Origin of the sequence: Candidatus Mycobacterium methanotrophicum (assembly GCF_023515995.1) — a bacterium.
GTDB lineage: Bacteria > Actinomycetota > Actinomycetes > Mycobacteriales > Mycobacteriaceae > Mycobacterium > Mycobacterium methanotrophicum.
The window spans coordinates 2,919,305-2,944,497 of sequence record NZ_CP097320.1 but is presented as its reverse complement, the minus strand read 5'-3'; the positions used below and the strand labels follow the sequence as shown (position 1 = coordinate 2,944,497).

The following is a 25,193-nucleotide window of genomic DNA, read 5'->3' as shown; positions in this document are numbered from 1 at the left end:
GGCGAGGACACCTCCATACTGCTCCCTGCCGGGGTGCGATGCACTCATGACGCTTGCCCGGATTCGGACCCGCCGTTACGGAGCTGCTGTTCGTGCTGCGGCGGAGATCGCATGTTCAGTGCCGAATGACGACGATCAGTGTTGTAGTCGTCGATCCAGGCGACCAGCTCACGGCGGGCCTGGACCTTGGTGTCGAAGTGCGCCAGCATGCGTAACTCGAATTCCAAAGTGGAATACCATGATTCGATCACCGCGTTATCCAGATCCGAGCCCGGCCGTCCCATCGATTGGCGGATCCCGCAGCGTTGGCGAGCAGCCCGAAACGCACCCGCCGTGTACTCGCTGCCTTGATCGGTGTGCAAGGTGACCCCGGCGATCTCCTGTCTTCCGCCGCGCACCGCCACCGCCATGGACAGCGCCCCGTAGGCCAGCTCGGCGTCGTGGTGCTCACCGATAGCGAACCCGATGATTCGCCGTGAGGCCATGTCCAGCACCGAATCCAACTGCAGCTTGCCCTCGTAGGTTTCCACTTCGGCGCCGTCGCCGTAGCACTTGCCGTTGAGCTGTTGAGCGGCGAACTTGCGTTTGACCAGGTCCAGCGCCCGCCACCGACATCTTCCTGGCCGGGTGCAATGTCGTCGGCGCCGTTTGGAGCGAGCCGCCATGCCCTGCTCACGCATGATCTTCGCGACGGTGTTCACACTGACGGTCCAGCCTTCATCGCGAAGGTCTGCCCAGATCCGCGGGGACCCGTACTTACCCTTATGCGCTGCGAACAATCGCCCGATATCAGCGGTCAGTGCCCTGCGGCGGGCGTGCCGTAGTGACGCATCGCCGTGGCGCCATTTGTAGAACCACGACTGCGATACCCCCAACACTCGACACGCCGTGGCGTACGTGATGCCGTAGTGCGCCCTCTGGGAGTCGATGAACCTCGACATCTCTACTGGCCCATCGCTTCTCGAACCCACAGGGCGCAGGAGCGCTTGAGGACATCACGCTGCATCGCCAGCTCCGCATTCTCCCTTCTCGGCCGGATCAGCTCTTGGCGCTCGGACTCCTCCAACCCGCCGTCACCGCCAGCCCTACGTCGCCGCTCTTGGGCGCACCAGTTACCCAGCGGCCCGCGTTGACACCAAGCTCCCGAGCCACCTGCGCGATCGATTTGCCGGTCTCCCGCACGATCCGCACCGCGCCGCCAACGCCACATCACTTTCCCGCAACCGCAAACTCTGACACGCCAAATGAATCGCCACCAACGACGACGAACACGCCGAATCCACCGCCACGGCCGGACCCCGCAACCCCAACAAATACGCAATCCGCCCCACCGTCACCGCATGCGCATTACCCGTCGCCGAATACGCATCAATGCCGTCCAGATCAAGCCCCGAAATCGTCTGATACTCCGTGTAATACACCCCCATCATCACCGCCGCCCGCACCCCAGCCAACCGACCCGGCGCCATCCCGGCTCCGCCCCCACCACACGCGACGACTTATCAAACTGCTCAACCAACACACCCCGCTGCTCGGCCGACATCGCCGAAACACGCGAAAAAAACGACCGCATCAAAAAATACCGCCCTCACTACCCGCCTGAACCGACTCCACACTGTCGAACAACTCATCCAACACACCGCCCACCGGGCCGGGTGCCGGATCGACGTTGCTCTCATGTGGAACTTCTTGTCGCGCAAGCATTTCTGCTAAATACGCGGCGAATGATGAGATAGTCGGGTTGTTCCATAACGTCGTAGCCGACACTTTGACGTTAGCTAACCGCTGCGTCTCTTTGAGGATCGTCATCGCCATCATCGAATCCAGCCCCAACTCGGGAAATGGCCGATCCACGTCGACCGCTGACACCGGCATCCGAAGTTCGCGCGCCAGCAGGGCTCGAAGCCTGGCCACCAGTTCGTTGAGCCGGTTCTCGGCAGTCATCCGTGACCAACCCGGAACCGATGCTACCGATTGATCCTCTACCTCAATTCCACGGCCGTCGGCACTGGATGTGACGAATTTCTCGACCATCGTCTGGAAGTAGCCGAGTTCGCCGAACTCGGGGTTCGCCGCGGCGGCGCGGTCAAGCCGCAGTCGCCCCACCCCTACCCGAGTGAGGTGGCCACCCACCAGCCGTTCCAGCGCCTCGACGCCTTCGTCGGGCGTGATCGGGTCTAGCACACTGGATGTCAGCGAGCGGCTCATCCCCACGTCCGACCACAGGCCCCAGTTGATCGCAGTTGCGGGCAGACCTGATGCACGTCGCCACGCCATCAGGGCATCAAGCCACGCGTTCGCGGTTGCGTAGGCCAGTTGACCCGGCAAACCCAAAAGTGTGGCCATCGAGGAGAAGCCAACCCACCAGTCAAGCCGTCGGTTAGCAGTCGCCGCGTGCAGCCGCCATGCACCGACCACCTTGGGCGCCCATACCCGTTCCATCTCTTCCTGGGTATGAGCGGCGACCAAACCGTCGCCGGTCACGCCCGCGGCGTGCACGACGCCCCGCAATGGCCACCCGGTTTCCTCGGCAGCCGCCACGAGCCGCTCAGCCACTTCCGGCGAAGCGATATCACCTGAAACGAAGACGATTTCGGCAGCGTTCGCCAAGTCGTCCAGGACCTGATGGTTTAAGGGCTTGGTTCGCCCATTGAGGATAACCCGCCCCGCGCCGCGCTCTACCAGCCACCGCGTAACGACCTGGCCCAAGCCGCCCAGCCCCCCGGTGACAATGTATGAGCCGTCCCCACGGACAACCGCCGCGCGCTGACCTGAGTCGAGCGTCGCACGGCAGAGCCGCTCAACGTATCGGCGCTGCCCGCGCCATGCGATCACGTCGTCGCTCCCCGGTGACTCGATCTCGCTCATCAGTGCCGCCGTGATGTCGTCGGCGGAATCGAGATCGACGAGGGTGACAGCCGCATCCGGCTCGCCGGCGAGGACACGAGCCGCCTCGCCGGGGAACCGCCAATTGCGAACGAGGCCTTTGAGGGCGCCGATCACCGGATCTCCCGGCTCATCGCCCTGAGCCGAAAGACCGTTACGTGTTACCAACCAAAGCCGTGGTGATTTCGGTTGCCGGCTGTCGACTGCAGCGTGCGCCGCTACCCAGATCGACCAGATCAACTGTTGGGCACGCCGGATCGCACCATCCCCGTCGTTGTGGTCAAATGAACGCCTTCCGACGAATACGATGATGCCAGCCGGCGAAAGCTCGGCATCAGCACCGTTTCTCCTGAGAGCCTGCCGAACCGCCGCCTCATTCGACAACTCTTCGCTTATCAATCGCCGGGTCGGTGAGCTGAAGCGGGCAATAAATTCTGCCACAAAGGCTTTTGTCTCGGCATCGTCGTCGACCAACAGCAGCCAGGGGCCAGGAGGAGCAGCCGACGGACTGATTTCCGCCGGCGAGCTTTCTACCCATTCGGTGTCGAAGATCTTCTGCTCTAGCGGCAACGCCCCAATAACGGGGCCGATTGGCCGCAACTCGACGCCGGTGATTTGCGCGGTTTGCGTCCCGGTGTCGTCCATGAGCACGATCCGGCCCCGCGGGGCGCCGCTCTCATGTTCTGAGCTCACCAGTTCGGCACGGCACCGGGCCCGTCGACCAACCTGCCCAAACAATCGAATCGTTCCCAACGACACTGGCAGATAAAGGATGTTGTTCTGATCTTGCAGCAATTCATTCGGTATAGACGCAGCGAAACTCTGCAGCGCCGCGTCGAGCATCACCGGATGAATGCGATAACTTCGATGGTCTACAGCCTCATCAGGCAACACAATTTCGGTCTCCACCGCATCGCTGGAAGTCCGAACGATCCTGGTCACGGCGGAAAACGCCGACCCGTGATGTATTCCCGAGCGTCGGAGCGTGGCGTAAAAATCTGCAACCGACATCTCGGTTCCCGACTCGCTAGAAGGCTGGACCGGTTCGGCAGGACTATCCTGTTGCGTCACCTCGATGCTGGCCACCGCATACCGCTGCCAGGTGGCATCAGCCGAACTACCATGAATCTGAACGTGAATCCCGTCGTCGCTTCGAGCAAGCTGTGTCGTGACCCGGGTGTGGCAATCGAGAACAAGAGCCTGTTCGACCTCAAGCTCGGTGACCGCTATGGACTGGGTCGGCAGATCAAGAGCTTCGCAGCCGGCAGCCAAAGCCATCTCGGCAAAACCCGCCGACGACATGACAACCTGCCCACGCACTTGGTGATCGGCCAGCCACGGCATCGTCTCCGTTCCGACGTCTGCCTGCCATACGTGGTCGCGGCCCGAAGGCATCTCAATGTGCACGCCCAGCAACGGGTGAGCATCTGGCAGCCGCTGCTTGGGCGAGCGACTCACCGCCCAATGCTTAGCATGCAGCCATGGCGACGACGGGATATGCACGAGCCGGCCGCTTTCGGCCTGGCGGGTCCTGACATCAAGCGCAGCGAGCTGCGTATGGAAGAACAAAGTTTCGTCTTCCGCACGCTTCAATGCCGAGGTGACGGTGAAGCGCGCCGTCGACGAGGTTGATGAAAGCGTCTCGCCGATTGCGTAAGTCAACAGTGGATGCGGACTCACCTCGATGAACGTGGCGCAGTTTTCCGCAGCTGCGGCCACGGCCTGGCTGAATTGCACCGGATTGCGTAGATTGGCAACCCAGTAATCGGCGTCGAACAGCGGCTCGCGGCTAGTACGATCCGTCGTGCTGATCAGCGGAATCCTCGGTGCGATCGGCGCCAGATCACCAAGCGCACTGCGTAATTCGCGCAAGATCGGATCAATGGTCGGATGATGCGACGCGACGTCCACCTCGATGCGGCGCGCCAGCCGCCCCTGGGCGTCCACCACCGCAATCACCGCATCGACCTGCTCGGGCGGCCCGGCGATCACCGTTTGACTCGGTGCGGCATACACCGCTGCCGTGACGTCGGGGTAGTCGGCGACCAACGCCTCGGCAGCGGGCGCCTCCAATTCCAGCAGCGCCATTGCACCCTGTCCCGACAGCCGCGACATCAGCCGGGCTCGTGTCGTGATGACCCGCAGGCCATCCGCGGGACTCAGTGCTCCGGCCACCACCGCCGCGGTCACCTCACCCATCGAATGGCCAATCACCGCATCGGGTTCGACTCCGTAGGAGCGCAACAATTCCGTCAGCGCCAACTGCACGCCCACCAACACCGGCTGGATACGCTCGATGCCGATCACCGCCTCGCCGGTGGCTAAGACATGCTGTAAGGAAAAACCGGTCGCGGCCAAAAACGCAGGCTCTAATTCGGCGACCGCCGCGGCGAACGTCGGCTCGTCGGCCAGCAACCGCTGACCCATGCCCACCCATTGCGAACCCTGACCTGAATAAACGAATACCGTGCCTGACCCTGGGAGTCGCTCGTAAGGTTCTACGACCCCCGCAGCCGGTTCGCCGGCCGCCAATGCCGTCAACCCGGCCACCGCCTGGGCGCGATCACGCACACACACCGCAGCGAAGTGCTTGTGGCGAGTGCGGTGATGATTGAGTGTGTAAGCCACATCGGCGAGCGGCACTCCGGCGCCCTCGCCGGACATCCACTCCGCCAACAAGCCGGCCATCGACGCGATTCGCGCCGGTGTCTTACCCGAGACCACCAAGGTGCTCACCGCCGGCGCCGCCGCCTCGGCAACCGGTTCAGTAGCCGGGGCCTGCTCCAACACCACATGCGCGTTTGTCCCACCGAATCCGAACGCAGACACCCCAGCCCGCCGCACGCGGTCCACCGACGGCCAAACAGTCTGTTCGGCAACCAGTTTTAGCCGCAGATTTTCAAATGGGATGTGCGGATTGGGGTTCTCGAAATGCAGGTTGCCCGGAATGTGCCCCCGCTGCAACGACAGTACCGTCTTGATGAAACCGGCGATTCCGGCCGCCGCCTCCAAATGACCCAGGTTCGTTTTCACAGCGCCGATCAAAAGGGGAGTTCTCGGCGGCCGCGCACGGCCCAGCACAGTTCCCAGCGCGCGTGCTTCGATGGGATCGCCCAGCAACGTTCCGCTCCCGTGGGCCTCGACATAATCGACCCCATCCAGCGGCACGCCGGCATTAGCGTAGGCGGCGCGCAGCACCGCCATCTGGGCTGCCGGATTGGGCGCCATCAGCCCGTTGGAACGGCCGTCCTGATTGACCGCTGAACCCCGGACCACCGCCAACACCGAATCCCCGTCGCGCAGCGCATCGCTGAGCCGCTTGAGCACCGCGACCCCGCAACCTTCGCCACGAACGAAGCCGTCGGCACTCGCGTCGAACGAACGACACCGACCCGTCGGCGACATTGCCTCGGCCTGATCGAAGCTGCGGGTAACTACCGGCGACAGCAGCAGATTAACCCCAGCGACGAGCGCCAGGCTCGAATCACCCGCTCGTAAGCTTTGGCAGGCCAGGTACACCGCCACCAACGACGACGAGCACGCCGTATCGACGGTCACCGAGGGACCCCGCAAGTCAAAGAAATAGGAGACGCGGTTGGCGATAATGCTCAGCGCGCCGCCGGTACCGGAATATGCGTTCACTTGACTAAGGTCGGTCGACGTCAGATAGCCATACTCACCTGAGCACGCACCGGCAAAAACCCCGGCCTGCGTGCGCCGCAGCGAATCAACCGGAATCCCGGCATGCTCCAAGGCTTCATACGCCACTTCCAGCAGCAGACGCTGCTGGGGGTCCATCCACGCCGCTTCCCGCGGCGAAATCTCGAAGAATTCGTTGTCGAAAGCGTCGATCTCGGTTAAAAACGAACCCCAGCGCGTGGTGTTCGACAGCGCCGCCTCCGCCTCAGGTGAACTATTTTCAAACGGCCTCCACCGGTCCCGCGGGACCTCCCCTACAGCTGACCGGCCCTCACACAGGAACTGCCACAACGATTCTGGGCCGTGAATGTCACCCGGGAAGCGACATCCGAGACCGATGACCGCGATCGGCTCGTCGGCGAAGGATCGACCGGACTGGTCCGTCCCATCAGCTTCGGCTTCCGACTCGGGCTTGGTGAGATATTCGGCGAGAGCATTTATTGTGGAGTGCTGCCAGAACTCCAGCGGCGATACCGGCCGGTCCAGCAACTCCGCGAGTTCACCGGACAAGACCACTGCATCACGCGACCCGACACCAAGATCCCACAGTGATGCATCCGGGTCAATCTCGGTTGCGTCACAGCCGATATTCGTGGTCAGGTAATCGACCAACCAATGACGCAGCGCAGCAACGGAAAAAGTCGCAGTCATGAAATGTCGCCCTCACTACCGCCGCGGCCGATTCCCCATTTACCGTCGCCACATACAGCCGCAGCGCATCGCCCTCGATGGTAATCGATGGTAATCGCCCGAGGATTTGGCGGTGCTAGAGCCATCGCGCTCAGCCCAACCTCTCGGAAAGTTCCTTCAGCAGTTCGTCATCGGTCAGGTCGTCGTAGGCGTCGACCCTTTCCTGCCTTTCCTGCTCGGCAACCTCGACCAACTCGGGAAGGATCGTGGCCAAGTAGTCGCAGAGAGCTTCGACGGTTGGATAGTCGAACACGACAGATGTCGGCAGCACCTCGCCGAGGCTTTCGGAAAGCGACCGTTGCAAGGTCACGCTCATGAGCGAATCCATACCGGATTGGAAGAAGCCCGCCGTCGGATCCAGCAGCTGCGGCGAAGCCAATCCCATCGCCGCCGCGACCTGTGTGCTTACGTGATCAACCAGAAGATCGCGGCGCCGCGTCGGTTCGCAGTCGCGCAATGCTTCCCGGAACTCGGTTCGCCACCCTGATGAACCGTCGCTGTCGGCATCGGTCGGCAGCAGGTCGTCCACGATGTGCAGCGCTGCACGGGTGCGATACGCGGTGGCCAGTCGGTCCCAGTCCGCGGCGGCGATGGTCGCGTGGACCGGGGCGCCGGGACCGGTGAACGACGCCAGCGCACCGATGGCGACCTCGTCGGGCATGGGCTCGAGCCCGGATTCCAGAGTCACCTGGCGTTCCTGGTCGGCTTGGGTGTCGGTCAGCGACTTCCACAGGCCCCAGTTGATCGCGGTGGCCGACAGTCCGGCCGCTCGGCGCGCATAGGCGAAGGTGCCGGAGTATGTGGTGGTTGCCGCGTAGTGGGCCAGCCAGCGGGAGCCGGTCACTCCGGAGATCGAGGAGAACAGCACAAACTGGCGCACCGGGTGGCCCAGGGACAGTTTGTGCAGCAGCGCCAGCACGTTCAGTTTCGGTCGGAACATGGCGGCGACGTCGTCATCGGTCATGTCGCGCAGCATTATCGGGCTGCCCCCGAAAGCCGCCAGATAGATGCCCGCCAGCGGCGGAAGGCAGGTGCCGAAGCGGTCGAAGAGCGCGCTCATCGCGGTTTCATCGGCCGCGTCGGCGGCCACCGTCACTAACGTCGTTCCGGTTTGCGACAGGCTGGTGGCCAACTCGTCGAGACGCGAACCCGGATTGCGCGACACCGCGACGATCGTGGCTGCTCCCATATCAGCGAGTTGCCGAATCAGATTCGGCCCGATGTTGCCGGTCGCACCGATGACCAGATAGCTGCTGTCCTTATCGAGCTCAACCGTGGTGGCCGACGGTACGTAGCCCCGTTGCAGGCGCGGAACACGGCGTACTCCGGCCCGATAAATGACCTGATCCTCGCCGTCGCCACGGTGCGCCTCGTCGACCACATACCGGGCGGCCGGCCCGCCCGGCACTGACTCGTCGACATCGATGACGCCGCCCCAGAATTCGGGATGCTCCAGTGCCACTGAGCGCGCCAGGCCCCATAACACGGCATGGGCGGGGTTGGCCCGATCGCCTTCGCTGATTGGCTGAGCGTTGCGCGTGAGCAGATAAAGACGGGGAGGCGCAGTGATTCCCCCCACCGCGGCCACCGCCGCGGTCAGCCGCCGGGCCGCGTTGAACAGCTCGTAACCCGGTTCGGCAGCAAAATGATCAGACGACACTTGGGGCGCGTAGAGCACATGGGTCACTCCGGCGAGGGCCTTCGCCAGGGTCGCGTCATTATCTTGGGCCAACGCCGAGGGCGACAGCACCGTCACCCGATCGGCCCCGCCGAGAACACCGCCGATCTCCGCGCCGAGCTGACAGTCGCCGACCACCAGCCACCAACTGTCGACACCGGTCTGCGCGCTGCCCAACTCACGAGCCGGCCAGGCCAGCTGCAAACACCACTCCGCCGGGATCGCCCCACCGCTCTGCGCCGACCATTCGCCCGGGTCAACCGATTCGCGTCGACGCCGGACCGGTGTGACATCCACCCAGTGGCGGGTGTGCTGCCAGGGAGTGGTGGGCAGCAGCGGATGCGGTTCCGGCGGATGCGGGGTCTCCGGTGGATGGCTGGTGTGCACTGTGTTGAGGTTGGTGTGGAAGCTCACCGTGTCATCGCCGCCACGCCACAACGTCCCGACAGTGTGGTGATGGGTCACCGACTCCAACGTGTCGCTGACGGCGTGGGTCAGGATCGGATGGGCGCTGATCTCGACGAAGGTGGTGCGACCCTTCGCGGCCGCGGTGACGGCCTGGAACAGCCGGGCCGGCTGGCGCACATTGGCCACCCAGTACTCGGCGTCCGGCGGGGCGGTGACGTCCTGGACGGTGGTGGAGATAAACGGAATCGTCGGCATCGTGGGCACCAGATCAGCAAGCGCCGCACGCAAATCGGGCAGGATCGGATCCATCAACGCGGTATGCGAGGCGACCTCCATGTCGACCCGCCGGGCGAACCGGTTCTGCGCGCTCACCGCGGCGATCACCGCGTCGACCGGCACCACAGGTCCGGCAATCACGGTCTGCTGCGGTGCGATGTGCCCGGCCACACTTACGCCGGGAAAGTCAGCGATCAATGTTTCGGCGGCCTCGGCGTCCAGTTTGAGTAGTGCCACCGCGCCCTGTCCGGCCAGTTGCGACATCAGCCGGGACCGGGCGGCGATCACCCGAAATCCGTCGGCCACGGTCAACGCCCCGGCCACCACCGCCGCGGTCACCTCGCCCATCGAATGCCCGATCACCGCATCGGGGTGCACCCCATAGGAGCGCCACAATTCGGTCAGCCCCAGTTGCAACCCCATCAGCACCGGCTGCACCTGCGCATCGCCGCTCACCGGTTTACCGTTGGCGATCACGTCCCAAAGCGAAAATCCCACCTGTTGGACAAACGCCGGCTCCAACGCTGCGACCGCCCTGGCAAATACCGGCTCCTCCGCAAGCAATTGCCGACCCATGCCCGCCCAGTGCGAACCCTGACCCGAGTACACGAACACCGTGCCGGGTCCGCACGGCCCGTCGTGCGGATCCACCACCGTATCGGCGGTTCGGCCGGCGGCCAGCGCCCGCAGCCCCGTCACCGCCTGAGCGCGGTCGCGGGCGCAGATGGTGGCGAACTGGGCGTGGCGCTCCCGATGATGGTTCAGCGTGTGGGCGACATCGGGCAGCCTCACATCGGCCCCGTCGCCGTTCATCCAGTCCGCCAGCACACCGGCCAGCGACGCGATACGCCCGCCGCTCTTACCCGACACGATCAATGTGGTCACCGGCGGATCGGGCTCGCGGACAGCGGCATCGGTCGCCGGGGCCTGTTCGATCACCACGTGCGCATTGGTGCCGCCGAACCCAAACGCGGACACCCCGGCCCGGCGCGGTCGCTGCCTGGCCGGCCACTCGTGGTGGTCAGCAACGACTTTCAGCCGCATTTGGTCGAATGGAATATGCGGATTGGGGATCTGGAATCCCAGATTCGCCGGGATGCTGGCCCGCTGCACCGCCAACACCGTCTTGATGAATCCGACGATCCCGGCCGCAGCCTCCAGATGGCCCAGGTTCGACTTGACCGCACCGATCAAAAGCGGCGACTGCGGTTGGCGTCCCTTACCCAAGACCGTGCCGAGCGCACGCGCCTCGATGGGATCGCCCAGCAACGTTCCGGTCCCATGGGTCTCGACATAATCCACTTCATGCGGCGCCACCCCTGCATTGGTGTACGCTGCGCGCAGCACCGCCATCTGGGCGGCGGGGTTGGGAGCCAACATGCCGTTGGAGCGGCCGTCCTGGTTGACCGCCGAGCCCCGCACCACCGCCAGTAGCCGGTCCCCGTCGCGCAGTGCATCGTTTAATCGTTTGAGCACTACCACCCCGCAGCCCTCGCCGCGGACGAACCCGTCGGCGGCCGCGTCGAACGCGTGACACGCACCGGTCGGAGACAACGCACCGGTTTGATCGAAAGCACGAAAAACCCCGGGCGCCAACAGAAGATTCACCCCAGCCGCGAGAACCAGATCCGAGTCCCCGATCCGTAGGCTCTGGCAAGCCAAGTGCAGCGCGACCAACGACGAGGAGCAAGCGGTATCAACGGTGACGGAGGGTCCACGCAGATCCAGGAAATACGACAGCCGATTGGCGATGATGCTCAGCGCACCACCGGGGTTACTCCACGCGTCGACATTGGGCAGATCGAGCGCCGCCATATACCCGTAGTCGGCGCAAGACGCGCCGGCGAAGACTCCGGTCTGTGACCGGCGCAGCGAGCTGGGCGGAATCCCGGCGTGTTCCAATGCCTCCCACGCGACTTCCAGCAGCAGCCGCTGCTGAGGATCCATCCTGACGGCTTCGCGGGTAGAGATGTCGAAGAATTCCGCGTCGAAGGCGTCGATGTCGGTCAAGAACGATCCCCACCGCGTGGTGCGGGCCAGGGTCGCCGCGACCTCAGGGGAGCCGTCGTCGAACGCGGCCCACCGATCCGGCGGTACCTCGCTCACCGCGGATTGGCCCGCGCACAGGAATTGCCAGAACGCTTCCGGGCCGGCGAGCTCACCGGGGAAACGGCATCCCAGGCCGATCACTGCGATCGGCTCGTCCGGGCCGCCTTGAGCGGAATCGCGGACCTGCCCGGCGTCGGCGTCGGGTTCCGATCCGCTGAGAAACCGCGCCAGGCCGCCGATTGTCGGGTGCTGCCAGAATTCCACGGGTGAGACTTGGCGGCCGAGCAGCTCGGACAGCTCGCCGGAGAGTACGACTGCGTCGCGTGAGCCCAGTCCAAGATCGCTCATCGACACGTCGAAGTCGATGTCGTCGGGACTGCAACCGACGTTCGTGACGAGGTAGTCGACCAGCCAGTAGCGGAGAGCCTCCTCGTCGGAAGCCGCCGTCATGCCGCGAGGCCCAAATGGCTCATCAGATACCCCTCTCACTACCGGCCGGAGCCGATTCCACGCTGTCGAACAACTCGTTCAGCACACTGCTGGTCGAATCGGATAGCATATCGACGTCGTCCTGCGGGCCTTCCCGCGGTAGCGGCTTCTTGGCTAGGTAACCCGCTAATGACGCGACCGTGGGGTGGTTGAAAAGCATCGTCGCGGACAGCTCGATGCCGACGAACTGCTCGGTGGATCGTCGAACTGACATCCCCGGCGGGAAGGCCTCGTGCAACACCTGCGCGCCCGCGATTTTCGGCCACATGGTGCGCCGAAGGCGGCTATCCGAAATTTCAGTCGGGAGTTGGGCGTCGGTGATTCCGGCGGCGTGGATGACACCACGGATCGGCGGGGGGGCACCCGCACGGCGCCGCTCGCCCCGTCGTGCAACAACCGCCAGAACTGGGCGGGGTTGTTCACCCCACCAGGCAACCGGCATCCCATCCCCACCACCGCGATCAGTTCGGTGTCGGCCCTTTCGGCGATCTCCAGGCGCGCAGTCAAATCATCGATCGTGCGCAGCGCCTCGGTGAGGATGCTCCGACGATCCGGCGGTGCAGCAGTCATATCGCGTTCAACCCCGCCTTTCGGAAAGTTCTTTGGCCAGTTCGGACTCTCAAAAGCCGGCGTCATACAGTGACGTCCAGCCGGGTGAATTCGTCCTGCTGGTAGCACTCGATGCACGAAGAACGGCGGATCTTGCCGCTGGTGGTGATCGGGATAGAGCCGGACGGTACCAGCACGAGATCGGCCACCCGCAGCCCGTGCGACTTCGAAATCGCAGATGTCACTTGCTGTTTCACCCTACGAAGTCTGTGCAGCATCTCCTCTTCGGAGCTGCCCCGGTTCTTCATCTCCGCGATCACGACCAGCCGCTCACTGCGATCATCCGGGACCGAAATCGCCGCGACGCGACCCCCGCTAATCTCCTGGACCGTCGCCTCGATGTCGTCAGGATAGTGGTTACGCCCATCCACAATCAGCAGATCCTTGATGCGGCCGATGATGAACAGCTCGTCCTCGTAGATGACGCCCAAGTCCCCGGTGCGAAGCCAGGGCCCCAGCGGGGTGCCGGGCGACGCATCGACGAGCCGTCCACCGAAGGTCTGTTCCGATAGTTGCGGGTTTCGCCAGTAGCCGGCCGCGACGTTGTCGCCGTGCACCCAGATCTCCCCGACCTTACCGGCCGGATTCTCGACGCACGTCTCAGGATCGACGATGCGCATAGTGCACGCGCGCGGTGTGCCGTGGCTGACCAGCTCGGAACCGGGTTGTTCGTCGCCGCAGCGCTTCGCGTAGCCGGCCGACAGCTTCTGGTAGTCGAAACGGACGATCGGCGCAGAGCGCCCCGGGTTCGACGTCGTCACGTACACCGTCGCCTCGGCCAGCCCGTACGCCGCTCGCAGCGCGGTGTCAGGAAGGTTGAACCGGGAAAACCGCTCGACGAAATGTCTGATCGCCGGGGGGTGTACCCGTTCGGCGCCGCTGATGAAGGTATGCACGTTCCCCAGGTCGAGCCCCACCGTGTCGGCGTCGGACGTGCGTCGCGCAGTCAGTTCGAAGGCGAAGTTTGGGGCGGGCGAGAAAGCTTTAGTATTGCTGGCCACCAAGTGCATCCACCGGGCGGGCTTCTGCAGAAAAGCTATAGGGCTCGTCAAGACTGAATGAAGTCCGAACCTGATCGGAATAAAGATTCCAAACATCAGGCCCATGTCGTGATAGAAGGGCAGCCACGACACGAGCGTGGCGTCCCACGGCGGAACCCCTCCTTGGTCCTCGAAATAGTCGGACATGATCTGGTTGAGGTTGGCCATGATGTTCTTGTGCGTCACCACGACGCCAGCCGGCGCACGAGTCGAGCCGGAGGTGTATTGCAGCAGGGCCGTCTTGGTCTGCGGCGCGCCGGTCGAGTGGAGGGCCGGCGGTGAGTAGGGGTCGAGCGCGTCGATCTCGATCACTGCCGGCGGCGAGCCGGGGAGCGCCCGAGCGCACGAGTCAACGTCGGTGACGACCGCCGATGTCGTCAGGATTGCCGCCGGCGAGCTGTCCCTCAGCGCCGCGGAAACCCGTTCGGCGCCGAACAGCGGCTCGGGCAGCGGGACCGCGATGAAGCCGGCCTCCATCGCGCCGAGAACCCCGACGATGTATTCGACGCCCTGCGGAGCAAGGATCGCGGCGCGATCACCCGGCGATCCGCAGGACGCCAGTTCCGCGGCGACTGCCTGCGCGCGCCGGTGGACCTGAGACCACGTCAAGCTTTGGGAATACCCGGCGGGGTCGACGTCGTAGTCGACGAACGTGTACGCGGGCGCATCCGGCTGTTGCCGGACTTGTTCGCGTACCGCGGCCGGAATCGATGAATGGGTCAACGGCACGGTTTCACACCCTACAAAGCGAGATCCGATAAAGGTTTGCGTGTCCAAGCCGGAACTGCCGTATCGAGGCTTTGAGGTACTTTTCGTAAATCTCTGCCTTTTCGGGGCCAACAATTTCGCCCGCCTCAGTCCTGTGCGCCTGGAGCTTTTCGAGCCAGGCTGAGCAGGTACGCGCGTAGTGTTCCCGATGGTTGACTACTGATTGAACCTCGAAGAGCTTCTCAGTAGCGTGCAATATTTCCGCGAGCCTCGGCGGATCTGATTCGGGAAATATGTGCTGCGCCATGAAGATAGTGTCTCTCAGACCTTGCGCGTCGAGTACGACGTTCCCCTTGCCGATTGTCTGCAGCGCCATACCTGCCCCGGACTTGAGTGACTCATGACACTTTTCGAAAAACCGGCGATATGCTGCCACCTTTTTTGACCGTTCCCATCCGAACTTAACGAAGTGCTCCATGGCTCCAACGCTAATTGCTGTGTCATACGGCGCGTCCGGAACAAAGTCAGCCCAGTCCTGAACCCGAACTTCCAGGCGAGGGTCGCGTAGGTCCTCGATGCGGCGAGCCTGCGCTGCGCTCAAGGTCAGACCCGTGACATGTTCCACGCCGTGTTCGGCAACCAATCGTTGCATAACCGACCCCCACCCGCACCCGATGTCCAGCACCCTTTCCCGCCCACCAGCGCCTGCCAGAGATACCAGGTAATCAATCTTCCGCGTCTGCGCCGCCGACAGACAGTCATCGTCGTTCTGCCACAAGCCGCACGAATACGTCATGGACTCGTCTAGCCAGAGTGAGTAAAATCTCTCGCTTACATCATAATGGTGCTGAATGGATTCAGCTGATGCCCCGCGTTCGCTTATCGACGTCATACGCTAACCGTCCTTCAATCTGGATTTTCCTTGATCGGCGAGATCCAACACTGGACCGACAATTCCGAGCAGCAGGCCCATGTCGTGATAGAAGGGCGGCCACGAGACGAGCGTGGTATCCGGCGGTGGAACCTTACCCGTTGTCCTCGAAATGGTCGGACAGCATTGCTCGACATTTCGCGAAGATATTCACGACGCCGGTCGGCTGACGAGTCGAACCCGAAGCGTATCGTAGCAGAGCTGTTTTGGTCTGCCCCGTGCTGATGGAGAAGGTCTGCTGGGGTATCAAGGTCGAGCGCATCGATCTCGATCACTGCCGGCAGCGGCAAGGGGAGCGCCCGAGCACACGAGACGACGTCGTTGACAACGGCCGATGGTGTCAGGATCGCCGCCGGCGAGTTGTCCCTCAACGCCGCGGAAAGCCGTTCGTCGTGCGCGCCGAACCGCGGCGCGGACAGCGGGACCGCGACGAAGCCCGCCTCCACCACGCCGAGGAACCCGACGACGTACTCGAAGCCCTGCGGAGCGCAAATCGCCACGCGATCACCCGGCGATCCGCAGGACGCGAGTTCCGCGGCGACCAGTTGCGCGCCGACGAGCCTGAGACCACGTCAATCTTTGGGAATACCCGGCTGGGTCGACCTCGTCGTCGATGAACGTGTACTCGGGCGCAGCCGGCTGTTGCCGAGCACGTTCCCCCAGCACAGCGGGTGTGAAAGATCCGATTGCTGACATTGCGTTCACTCCCCCTGCGGTGTGACGCCCTGGGGACGCCACTATCCGGGTTTTCCGGCGTCGCCGAAAAACGTCATGAGGTGGTGTCCATCCGGGTGAATTCGTCCTGCAGGCAATACTCAATGCACGAGGAACGGCGGACCTTGCCGCTGGTAGTGATCGGGATGGAGCCGGCCGGCACCAGCGCTCGCGGCGATCACCGGGAACGGAGGTCACCGCGACGCGACCCCCGCTAATCTCCTGGACCGTCGCCTCGATGTCGTCAGGATAGTGGTTACGCCCATCCACGATCAGCAGATCCTTGATGCGGCCGATGATGAACAGCTCGCCCTCGTAGATGACGCCCAAGCCCCCGGTGCGAAGCCAGGACCCCAGCGGGGTGCCGGGCGATGGATCGAGGAGCTGTCCGCCGAAGGTCCGCTGCGACTGTTCGGGTTTTTTCCAGTCGCCGCACCGAACTGCGGCACCAGCGACGGGACCGCGACGAAATCACCCTCCATCGCAGCGTAAAACCCGATCACGTATTCCAGGCCCTGCGGAGCGACGATCGCGACGCGGTCACCCGGCGACCCGCAGGAAGCGAGTTCCGCGGCGATGACCTGCACGCGCCGGTGAACCTGAGCCCACGTCAAGGTCTCGGAGTTTCCGGCGGGATCCACTTCGTAGTCGATGAACGTGTGGGCCAGCAAATCCGGGCGCTGCCGGGCCCGTTCCGCGAGTACGTCAGGCATGCAAGAGTGGCTCGCCGGCATCAGACACCCCTTTTGGTTCCAGTGGTTCAAGACTCGCCAGTGGTTCAAGACTCGACGGACGCCACCTCTCCGACGTCTGTGTTGAACGACGTTAACAGGGGCTATCGGCGTCTCCTACGAAAACCCAAGAATGCATTCAGCCGGAGACTGAGACAAACCTTAGGGCTCGCGCCCATAAGTTCGTCGGGGGTCATGTCCAGGCGGTTGGGTCGCCGAGGTAGAGGCCGCAGGCGGTGTCGAGGGCGTGTTCGGGTGAGCCTGCTGTGTGGCCGGTGGTGGGTAGTACCGAGTCTTGGTAGCCGTTCTTGCTGGCCAGGTAGCTCGCGAAGCCCCAGCGGGAGGCTGATCCGCCGTAACGCAGCCGCATCAGTGGCATGGAGTCACCGTCGGGCAGGCGGGCGGTGACGTAGGCGAACGTGCCACGGAAACGCACCTCGACACCGTTGAGCTGGGGCCATCGTTGCCGAGCATGGGCGGACAGGCGTTGTTGCAGGGAGGTTTTCGTCGATGCGGGGGGCGCGGCCATGGTCAGTGATCGTGCCCGACGGGGTGTGGCTGGGCGACAAACCATGAGTGATGGGTGAGGCTGAAGTGTCTAGTGTTATCAATTCGCGATCATTGCCTCGTGGAGTAGCCCGCCATGCCGCCCGCCGGCCGGATCACGTTGACCGGGTCGCAGCGGCGCGGACTGCGCCGCCTGGTGCGGGCCGGGCGCACCGAGCAACGCCTGGTCACGCGGGCCAAGATCGTGCTCGCCGCGGCCGAGGGATCCCGAACGCGGTGATCGCGGCGTCGCTGCGGGTGTGCGAGGACACCGTGCGCAAATGGCGGCGCCGCTGGTGCGCGGCACCCGGGGCGGCCGCGCTGGGCGATGCGAAACGCTGCGGGCGCCCGCCAGTGTTCACCGCGGTGCAGATCGCCCAGGTCAAAGCGGCCGCGCGCATCCCACCAGCCGATGCCGGGCTGGGTTCCTGCACGCTCGGCTGCCGCGGGTGCGCTGCCCCGTGCACGGGGTGCGCCAGGTGGGGGCGCCGTGGGCGCGGGAGGGATCGGGGTTCACCTTGCTGTTCGAGGCGCTGTTGCTGCAGTTCGCGGCGGCGATGCCGGTGCGCAAGGTGGCCGAGATGACTCGTGAGCAGGACACCCGGATCCGGCGGGTGCTGCACCACCACGGGCCGCGGCGTTGACCCATGTCAGCTGTGATGGCGCCGAATGGCTCCACGCCGTGGTCACCGAGCGCGCCCCGGCTGCGTGATCTGCCTCGACCCATTTCATGTCGTGGTCTGGGCGATGAAAGCCCTCGACAAGGTCCGGGTGCGCACCACCGCGGCCACCGGCCACCGCGACCGCCACGCCATGTGGGCGGTGCGCAAGAATCCCACCGACCTGTCCGGTGCGCAGCGCACCAGCCTGGCCGCCATCCAGGCCACCAACAAGACGCTGTATCGGGCGTATTTGCTGCAAAGAGCAACTCCGGGAGCTATTTCGGGTTAAGGGCGAGCCCGGGCGCCAGCTGCTGGCCGGCTGGGTTGTCGTGGGCCAAGCATTCCCGCATCCCGGAGTTCGTCAAGGTCGCCGCCACTATCGACCGGTACCGCCACCTGATTTTGAACACTCTCGATCATGGCCTGTCGAACGCTCGCTCCGAGGCCACGAATACCCCCATCTGCGGGCATTGACCAAGCGTTCCTACGGGTTTCGCAGCCCTGAGGCGCTGATCGGCATGGCCATGCTCACCCGCGGTGGCCTGTGCCCCGCGCTACCCGGCCGAGCAGTATGAAAACCCACCCACGGAAACGTCGGGAGATCCTATTGGCGCCGCACTCTCGGCGAGGGACTTTGGCGGAGACAGCCACCTGGAGTCGCGCGGGGGCACCCAGCGGCGCCACGTGGATGTCGGCGTTAACGCCTTGGCCGCAACGCCGGTCGGCGCGGGCACCGCGCGAGCGCAGAATCGCGGACGGAGGGGGCAGGGATGTCGAACCTCAACTCGGATGGTGGATGTTGCCGGCTGTGCTGGTGCTGACCGGTTGTGGGAGACTCACCATGTCAGACATCCCAGGAGCTTAAATGTCAAGCGGCGGTTTGTTGATCTTGATTGTGGGACGGCCAGGCGGTGGCTTCGTCGTAGAGCGTGCGGGTCTTGAGGCAGCCGTGCAGGATTCCGACGAGCCGGTTGGCGAGCTGGCGCAGCGCGGGGTTGTGGCCGAGGCCGCGGGCGCGTTGCTTGTCGTAGTAGGCGCGTGCGCCGGGCGAGGCGCGCAGCGCGGAGAACGCCTGCGTCATCAGCGCGTCGATGAGCCTGTCCTGATGCACGAACCGCGCGAGCACGACCTTCTTCTTGCCGGAGGCGCGGGTGATCGGGCTGGTTCCGGCGTAGTTCTTGCGGGCCTTCGCGTCGGCGTACCGTGCTGGGTCGTCGCCGAATTCGGCGAGCACCCGGGCGCCGAGGATCGGTCCCAGGCCGGGCTGCGACAGGATGATCTCAGCGTCCGGGTGCCGGTGAAAATGCTCCTCCACCTGCTCTTGCAGGATCGCGATCTGCTCGTTGAGGGTGGTGAGCACGGCCACGATCGAGCGGGTGGCAGCCGCGTACGCGGTGGTGATCACCGGGTCGCGGCCGAGCTGCTCGCCGCGCAGCGCGTCCTGGATCCGGCTGGTCTTGGTGTCGATGTCGCGGCGACCGGCGTGTTTGAGCGCGGCCCGGATCTGGCTGCGGTTCAGCTTCGCCGCCGACGCGGGGTCGGGGGCTCTGCCGAGCAGTTCCAGCGCATCGGCCGCGTCGAGATCGTCGAAGGCTTCCAGCGCGGCGGGGAAGTACTCGCGCAGCGCGTGCCGCAGCCGCTGGGTGTGGCGGGTGCGGTCCCAGATCATCGTCTTGTGCGAGCGGGCAACAACTTTCACCGCCTCGGCTGCCGCGCTGTCGCCGGCCACCGGGCGCAGCTGGTGCGAGTCGGTGCGGACCATGTCGGCCAGCGTGTGTGCGTCCGCCGGGTCGCTCTTGGCGCCGGAGACGCTGTGCCGCTCCCGGTACCGGGCCACCGACAGCGGGTTCACCGCGTACACGGTGTATCCGGCCGCGATCAGCGCGGCCACCCACGGGCCCCGGTCGGTCTCGATTCCGATCGCCACCTCGGCCATGTCGGCGTCGGCGCCCAGCTCGGCGCCGATCATCGCGTGCAACCGCGCGATCCCGGCCGCGCCCTCGGGCAGCCGCGCCCTGGCCAGCCTGCGTCCCGCCGAGTCCATCAGTTCGACGTCGTGATGATCTTCCGCCCAATCGTCGCCCACGTACAGCAATTTCGCCACTCCTCGCTCCTGTCTGCAGTTGTCCGGGTTACAGCCGGCAGCGTGCGGGAGAACTCTCGGCGACCTAATGAAGCAGTGCTCACGCCACGCGGGCGGGCACGACATCCCATCAGCGATCCCTTCTCCCGGGCGAACCGGTGGGGGCGACGATCTGACATCAGGACTCGAAATCCAGGAGGCATCAGTGCTCACCCACCGGCCGCTACCGATAGCAAGTCTGCCCGAAGGCCGCACCCGCTAATACTCATTAGGATTCCACGGCACTGTCGGCCGCAGAGGCGCCGTGACGGACATCAGCTAACCGGGGAAAGCATCGTGGTCTACGGTCAGGTCAGATTCGAGAAAGTTTCCAATAAAGTGAACGCCTCCGCACATCATCTGGTGAAGGCCGCATGAACAACCATCGAGCGAGCAATGAGCGCGCTGCACGGGTGGCCGTGGCGGGAGCGGTCCGTAAATTCGCTGTGCCCATCATTCTGAGCTGGGTGGCGGTCACGCTCATGGTGAGTTTTGGCGTGCCGTCGCTCGAACAGGTCGCCGCGAATCATGCCGTATCACTCAGTACCAAAGATGCGTCGTCGGTGAAAGCAATGGCACGCATGGGAGAGCTGTTCAAGGAATCGAATTCCGACAGCGTGGCGGTGATCGTCTTAGAAGGGGAGCAACCTCTCGGGGAGGCTGCCCATAAGTATTACGATAGTTTGATTCGCCAGCTGAAGGCAGACACAAAGCATGTGCAGTATCTCCAGGATTTCTGGGGTGATCCGCTGACGGCAGCTGCTGCGCAAAGCGCCGACGGTAAAGCCGCCTACGTTCAGGTGTACCTCGCGGGTAACCAGGGCGAGGCGAAAGCGAACCAATCCGTCGACGCGGTCCGGAACATTATCCAGCACACCCCTTCCCCAAAGGCGATTAAGGCCTACGTCACCGGGCCGGCGGCGCTGGTGACAGATATGTACCACAGCGGCGACCGGACGGTCATCAAGGTCATGGTGGCAACAGTCGCGGTGATCTTCATCATGTTACTTCTCGTGTATCGTTCGTTCCTGACCGTAATTCTTTTGTTGGTCATGGTCGGCATCGAATTAGCGGTGGCCCGGGGTATTATCGCACTTCTCGCCGAACACGACATCATCAGGGTTTCGATTTTTGCTATAAATCTTCTGGTGTCCCTCACGGTAGCGGCGGGCACGGACTACGGAATATTCTTTATCGGGCGTTATCACGAGGCGCGCCAGGCTGGCGAAGATCGGGAGACGGCTTACTACACGGCTTATCACGGCGTCGCACACGTGGTCTTGGCCTCGGGTTTGACTATCGCCGGTGCAACATATTGCCTCAGTTTTACCCGGTTGCCGATTTTCCAGACCCTGGGCGCACCCTGCGCAATAGCCATGCTGATCACAGTCGCGGTGGCGCTAACACTGGTTCCGGCAGTCCTTGCGGTGTGCGGTCGCTTCAGCCTGCTCGATCCAAAGCGCAAGATCAAGGTACGCGGGTGGCGACGGGTAGGCACTGCAGTCGTGCGCTGGCCCGGGCCGATTTTCGCCGCCACGTGCGCGGTGACATTGGTCGGCCTGGTGGCGTTACCGGGATATAAGGTGAGCTACAAAGACCGGTTGTATTTGCCCCGCGATATCCCTGGAAACATCGGGATCGCCGCCGCGGAGCGCCATTTCTCGCAGGCGCGTTTGATGCCTGAAATCCTGTTGATCGAGTCCGACCATGATATGCGTAATTCAGCAGACTTCTTGGTCTTAGACAAACTAGCCAAAGGGATTTTCCGCGTTGAAGGTATTTCTCGGGTAGAAAGCATTACTCGGCCCGAGGGCACGCCACTTGCGCACACATCGATACCATTTCTGCTCAGCATGCAAACAGCTGGGCAGCTAGAGAATATAAAATTCGCGAAGTCGCGGCTCGATGACATGATGAAGCTAGCCGACGAGCTGGGCGGTACTATCACGGCTGCGGAGCACATGAATACCCTGATGCAACAGCTCGCCGGGACAAGTCACCACATGGTCGGTGTCACGAAAGAAACAGAAGCGATCGCCGCTGAAGTGAGACAAAATATCGACAACGTCAATACGACTCTACGACCGCTTCGCGGTTATTTCGATGCGGATCCGAACTGCGACAATGTTCAAATTTGCTCGGCGATAAAGTCTGTATACCAGTCAATGGGTGGGGTCGACAAGCTCAGCGATAAGCTGAGCGATCTCGTTAAAGACCTGGATAGCACCGATGCTGCCCTGCCACAACTGCTCGCGCTGTTGCCGCCGCAGATCGCCACCATGAAAAGCGTGCGGACCATGGTGCTGAGTATGCACAGCACAGTGTCGGGAATGTTCGACCAGGCAGACCAGCTGAGTGGCGATGCGACTGCCATGGGTCAGGATTTTGACGCCGCAAAAAGCGACGACTCCTTCTACCTGCCTCGAGAGGTTTTCGCCAACCCGGACTTCCAACGGGTCATGAAGCTGTTCGTGTCACCCGACGGGAAGGCGGCTCGCTTCATCATTTCACACAGGGGAGACCCCGCCACAGACGAGGGCATCGCACGGATCGGGGCGTTAAGGACGGCTGCCTACGAGGCTCTCAAAGGTACGCCGCTAGAGGACTCCAAGGTCTATATTGCCGGCACCGCGTCGATCTTCAAGGACTTACAGACAGCGGCGAACTACGACTTTTTGATTGCGGGAATTGCGTCACTCTGCATGATCTTCATCATCATGTTGATGATCACCCGAAGTATCGTCGCCGCGCTCGTGATCGTGGGTACGGTGGCGCTGTCACTGGGGTCTTCGTTCGGGCTCTCCGTACTGCTCTGGCAATACATTCTCGGCTTCAACCTGCACTGGCTCGTGATGGTGATGTCCGTGATCGTCCTGCTGGCCGTGGGATCGGACTACAACTTGCTCCTCGTCGCTCGGTTCAAACAAGAGATAGGCGCCGGGCTGAAGACAGGCATCATCCGTTCGATGGGCGGCACTGGCAAGGTCGTGACCGCCGCTGGGCTGGTGTTCGCGTTCACTATGGCCTCCCTGGTGGTCAGCGACCTACGAATGGTGGGCCAGGTGGGCACGACCGTTGCTCTCGGTCTAGTGTTCGATACGCTGATCGTGCGTGCTTTTCTGACTCCGTCTATCGCCGCACTGTTGGGACGGTGGTTCTGGTGGCCGTTGACCGTTCGCTCGCGGCCGGCCCGCGTCAGATATGGCCCCGTGTCGGCCGATCTCGAACTTGCCATCACAGCGATCAACGGCTCCTCCGCGCCTGTTACGAATGGTTCCGCGAAACAGACACGGACCACGAACGAATCCCACCCCCTGGTGACGAACGGTGCCGGGCATCGGTGGTTGCTGCACAGGTAGTGCAGTAGCGTTCGGAGTTCGGTCGTGGGTCAACGCCGCAGCCGGGCATCCAGCCGCCACGTCGAGCAGCCGAGCTCGCCCGGCGCCTCTTCAGGGGCGAGTCAGATCAATGCTGGCGACGACAGGGCTGACGTGATAGGGGTTGGCAACTGCTGGGAAATGAACATGTATTAGATAGCAAACACACACATCCCTGCCGGGCCAGCAACGTGTGGATCTTGGTGACCGTCAACGGCCGCTGCTCACCCTGGCCGGCCACCCACGCGGTGATCTGCTCCTGCAAACCCCAGCAGTTGCTCCCAGGCGGCGCCGTGACCGTCTGGCCGGGCGGGACGCACCGCCTCAGCGACCACCCCGATCAACCCGTCATGGAGGGCGCTGACATCGTCGTCGCGGCGCAGGCCGGCAGTCTGCGCGGCCTCCACGTAGCGGCGCACCGTTTTGCGGTCCACGCCGCAATGCGCGGCGATCGTCCGGTACCCCGGCGCCGGCCGCCCCGCCACCCCCAGCCACACCCGCAGCACTTCCCTAATCTCGTTCACACTGACCTCCCGAAAAGCCATGCCCTTTCCACCTCCGTGACTTGAGCTGTCACAGCGATCGAACGGGCAAACGAAGAGACCACCGACGCGACGCGCCGGTGGTCCCATAACGTTCGCTGCTGTGCATCGTCGCCGAGCAGCAGCACGCAGCAAGCGGTGTCAGTTAACCGGGCTCCCGAAGGCGTAGCGGTGGTATTGGAAGGTTCGACGCAGCGGCGGGACAGCACGGACCAGCCGTCGCGCCAGCCGGAAGACGCCCGATGCCCGGCCGAAGGTGGTCGCATCGAAGAAGGTTACGGCCGTGATCAGCTGAACCCCGGAAAGCTTTTCCGCAATGTCCGCCGGGCTGTTCACGGCCCAATGCAGCGTCGAACCGGATTGCCGCTGCAACCTATGTGTCTTCTGCGATCGGATCGCGAGCCAGTTGTAAAAATCGATCTGCAATTCACCGGATCCGAACCGGTCGACGACGCGTTGCAGCAGGGCGATGCCGTCACTTTCGGTGAGGTACATGCTGATGCCCTCCGCCAACAGCAGCACCGGCCGGGCGGTGGGAATTTGTTCGAGCCAGGACGGGTCGGTCGCCGCGGCGGCGACCAAGCGGTAATGCGGACGAGTCGGAAAAACCTTCTGGCGCAGCGCAATTACCGCTGGGTAGTCGACGTCGTACCATTCGACGCTTGGGCCCGGGTCCAAGCGGAATACCCGGCTGTCGAGACCGCAACCCAGGTGGATCACGGTGGCCCGCCGGTGAGCGGCCAGGAACTGAGAAGTCCAGATGTCGAACTGCGCGGTTCGCACCGTCACCAGCGGCGTCCACCGGTCGGCGACCTTGAGTTCCGCCCAGTCGTAGTCGATTCGGGCGACAGCCTCCTTTGCGAATTCATCGCCCAAGATTGGCTGGCGCCAATCGGCGTCCAACGCCTTGCAGTACAAAGTGGTCAGCATAGTCTGTGCGGGACCGCTGAGGTCGACGGGAACTTTGTCGGTCACGGCGGCCAAGCCTAGTGGCGATCGCAAGCGCGGCGGAGCCGGGCGCAGCGGGTCGCCACCA

At 63.7% G+C, this 25,193-nt stretch carries 13 protein-coding genes and 8 pseudogenes; 5 read left to right on the top strand and 16 right to left on the bottom strand.

Going from position 1 to position 25,193, the window contains the following annotated elements; all coding sequences use genetic code 11:
* Positions 1-44 precede the first annotated feature (44 nt).
* From M5I08_RS15235 to M5I08_RS15180, 13 genes and pseudogenes are all read right to left on the bottom strand, one after another.
* Positions 45-941, bottom strand: coding sequence for an IS3 family transposase (locus M5I08_RS15235; protein WP_219069756.1), 897 nt, complete (start codon positions 939-941; stop codon positions 45-47).
* Positions 942-1,169: 228 nt separating this feature from the next.
* Positions 1,170-1,475: pseudogene (locus tag M5I08_RS15230) on the bottom strand (beta-ketoacyl synthase N-terminal-like domain-containing protein); the annotation flags it as partial.
* A 97-nt stretch (positions 1,476-1,572) separates the two neighbouring features.
* Positions 1,573-7,236: a type I polyketide synthase gene (locus M5I08_RS15225; protein WP_219069752.1), complete on the bottom strand. Its 5,664-nt coding sequence runs from the start codon at positions 7,234-7,236 to the stop codon at positions 1,573-1,575.
* A 130-nt stretch (positions 7,237-7,366) separates the two neighbouring features.
* Positions 7,367-12,136 (bottom strand): type I polyketide synthase, encoded by a 4,770-nt coding sequence (locus M5I08_RS15220; RefSeq protein WP_219069750.1) that lies wholly within the window; start codon positions 12,134-12,136, stop codon positions 7,367-7,369.
* Between the two features lie 22 nt (positions 12,137-12,158).
* A pseudogene (locus tag M5I08_RS27310) lies at positions 12,159-12,389 on the bottom strand (acyl carrier protein); the annotation flags it as partial.
* Between the two features lie 63 nt (positions 12,390-12,452).
* Positions 12,453-12,617 (bottom strand): annotated as a pseudogene (locus M5I08_RS27475) (hypothetical protein); the annotation flags it as partial.
* Positions 12,566-12,745: pseudogene (locus M5I08_RS26900) on the bottom strand (beta-ketoacyl synthase N-terminal-like domain-containing protein); the annotation flags it as partial. The pseudogenes M5I08_RS27475 and M5I08_RS26900, both read right to left, overlap by 52 nt.
* Before the next feature lie 62 nt (positions 12,746-12,807).
* Positions 12,808-14,547 carry an AMP-binding protein gene (locus M5I08_RS15205; RefSeq protein ID WP_219069760.1) on the bottom strand — a complete coding sequence of 580 codons (1,740 nt, stop codon included), beginning with the start codon at positions 14,545-14,547 and terminating at the stop codon, positions 12,808-12,810.
* Between the two features lie 10 nt (positions 14,548-14,557).
* Entirely contained in the window at positions 14,558-15,424 is an 867-nt protein-coding gene (locus tag M5I08_RS15200; RefSeq protein WP_219069747.1) for an SAM-dependent methyltransferase, read from the bottom strand.
* Positions 15,425-15,438: 14 nt separating this feature from the next.
* Positions 15,439-15,963, bottom strand: coding sequence for a hypothetical protein (locus M5I08_RS15195; protein ID WP_219069745.1), 525 nt, complete (start codon positions 15,961-15,963; stop codon positions 15,439-15,441).
* A 269-nt stretch (positions 15,964-16,232) separates the two neighbouring features.
* Positions 16,233-16,633: pseudogene (locus tag M5I08_RS15190) on the bottom strand (acyl-CoA synthetase); the annotation flags it as partial.
* 59 nt (positions 16,634-16,692) lie between these two features.
* Positions 16,693-16,890 (bottom strand): annotated as a pseudogene (locus M5I08_RS15185) (acyl-CoA synthetase); the annotation flags it as partial.
* 211 nt (positions 16,891-17,101) lie between these two features.
* Positions 17,102-17,437 (bottom strand): hypothetical protein, encoded by a 336-nt coding sequence (locus tag M5I08_RS15180; RefSeq protein WP_219069741.1) that lies wholly within the window; start codon positions 17,435-17,437, stop codon positions 17,102-17,104.
* A 114-nt stretch (positions 17,438-17,551) separates the two neighbouring features.
* Here M5I08_RS15180 and M5I08_RS15175 point away from each other — a divergent pair, with 114 nt between their 5' ends.
* From M5I08_RS15175 to M5I08_RS26895, 4 genes and pseudogenes are all read left to right on the top strand, one after another.
* Positions 17,552-17,695: a hypothetical protein gene (locus tag M5I08_RS15175; RefSeq protein ID WP_219069739.1), complete on the top strand. Its 144-nt coding sequence runs from the start codon at positions 17,552-17,554 to the stop codon at positions 17,693-17,695.
* A gap of 178 nt (positions 17,696-17,873) precedes the next feature.
* Positions 17,874-18,083, top strand: a pseudogene (locus tag M5I08_RS15170) (helix-turn-helix domain-containing protein); the annotation flags it as partial.
* A gap of 40 nt (positions 18,084-18,123) precedes the next feature.
* Entirely contained in the window at positions 18,124-18,405 is a 282-nt protein-coding gene (locus tag M5I08_RS15165; RefSeq protein WP_219069735.1) for a transposase, read from the top strand.
* A 35-nt stretch (positions 18,406-18,440) separates the two neighbouring features.
* Positions 18,441-18,590, top strand: a complete 150-nt coding sequence (locus M5I08_RS26895) for a transposase (RefSeq protein ID WP_219069733.1) — start codon at positions 18,441-18,443, stop codon at positions 18,588-18,590.
* Positions 18,591-18,984: 394 nt separating this feature from the next.
* Here the strand turns inward: M5I08_RS26895 and M5I08_RS15160 are convergent, their stop codons facing one another.
* On the bottom strand, positions 18,985-20,211 hold the full coding sequence (locus M5I08_RS15160) for an IS110 family RNA-guided transposase (RefSeq protein ID WP_249763288.1): 1,227 nt from the start codon (positions 20,209-20,211) through the stop codon (positions 18,985-18,987).
* Positions 20,212-20,612: 401 nt separating this feature from the next.
* Here M5I08_RS15160 and M5I08_RS15155 point away from each other — a divergent pair, with 401 nt between their 5' ends.
* Positions 20,613-23,597, top strand: a complete 2,985-nt coding sequence (locus M5I08_RS15155; RefSeq protein ID WP_219070191.1) for an MMPL/RND family transporter — start codon at positions 20,613-20,615, stop codon at positions 23,595-23,597.
* Positions 23,598-23,781: 184 nt separating this feature from the next.
* Here the strand turns inward: M5I08_RS15155 and M5I08_RS15150 are convergent.
* Positions 23,782-24,160: pseudogene (locus M5I08_RS15150) on the bottom strand (IS21 family transposase); the annotation flags it as partial.
* Positions 24,161-24,298: 138 nt separating this feature from the next.
* Positions 24,299-25,132, bottom strand: a complete 834-nt coding sequence (locus M5I08_RS15145; RefSeq protein ID WP_219070189.1) for a class I SAM-dependent methyltransferase — start codon at positions 25,130-25,132, stop codon at positions 24,299-24,301.
* Positions 25,133-25,193 lie beyond the last annotated feature (61 nt).

Bases quoted from the DNA above. Each gene is read 5' to 3' on its own strand.
- M5I08_RS15225 (WP_219069752.1), bottom strand. From the start codon at position 7,236: ATGACTGCGACTTTTTCCGTTGCTGCGCTGCGTCATTGGTTGGTCGAT.
- M5I08_RS15165 (WP_219069735.1), top strand. From the start codon at position 18,124: ATGGCTCCACGCCGTGGTCACCGAGCGCGCCCCGGCTGCGTGATCTGC.
- M5I08_RS15175 (WP_219069739.1), top strand. From the start codon at position 17,552: ATGCCGCCCGCCGGCCGGATCACGTTGACCGGGTCGCAGCGGCGCGGA.
- M5I08_RS15155 (WP_219070191.1), top strand. From the start codon at position 20,613: ATGAACAACCATCGAGCGAGCAATGAGCGCGCTGCACGGGTGGCCGTG.
- M5I08_RS15200 (WP_219069747.1), bottom strand. From the start codon at position 15,424: ATGACGTCGATAAGCGAACGCGGGGCATCAGCTGAATCCATTCAGCAC.
- M5I08_RS15220 (WP_219069750.1), bottom strand. From the start codon at position 12,136: ATGACGGCGGCTTCCGACGAGGAGGCTCTCCGCTACTGGCTGGTCGAC.
- M5I08_RS15235 (WP_219069756.1), bottom strand. From the start codon at position 941: ATGTCGAGGTTCATCGACTCCCAGAGGGCGCACTACGGCATCACGTAC.
- M5I08_RS15180 (WP_219069741.1), bottom strand. From the start codon at position 17,437: ATGGCCGCGCCCCCCGCATCGACGAAAACCTCCCTGCAACAACGCCTG.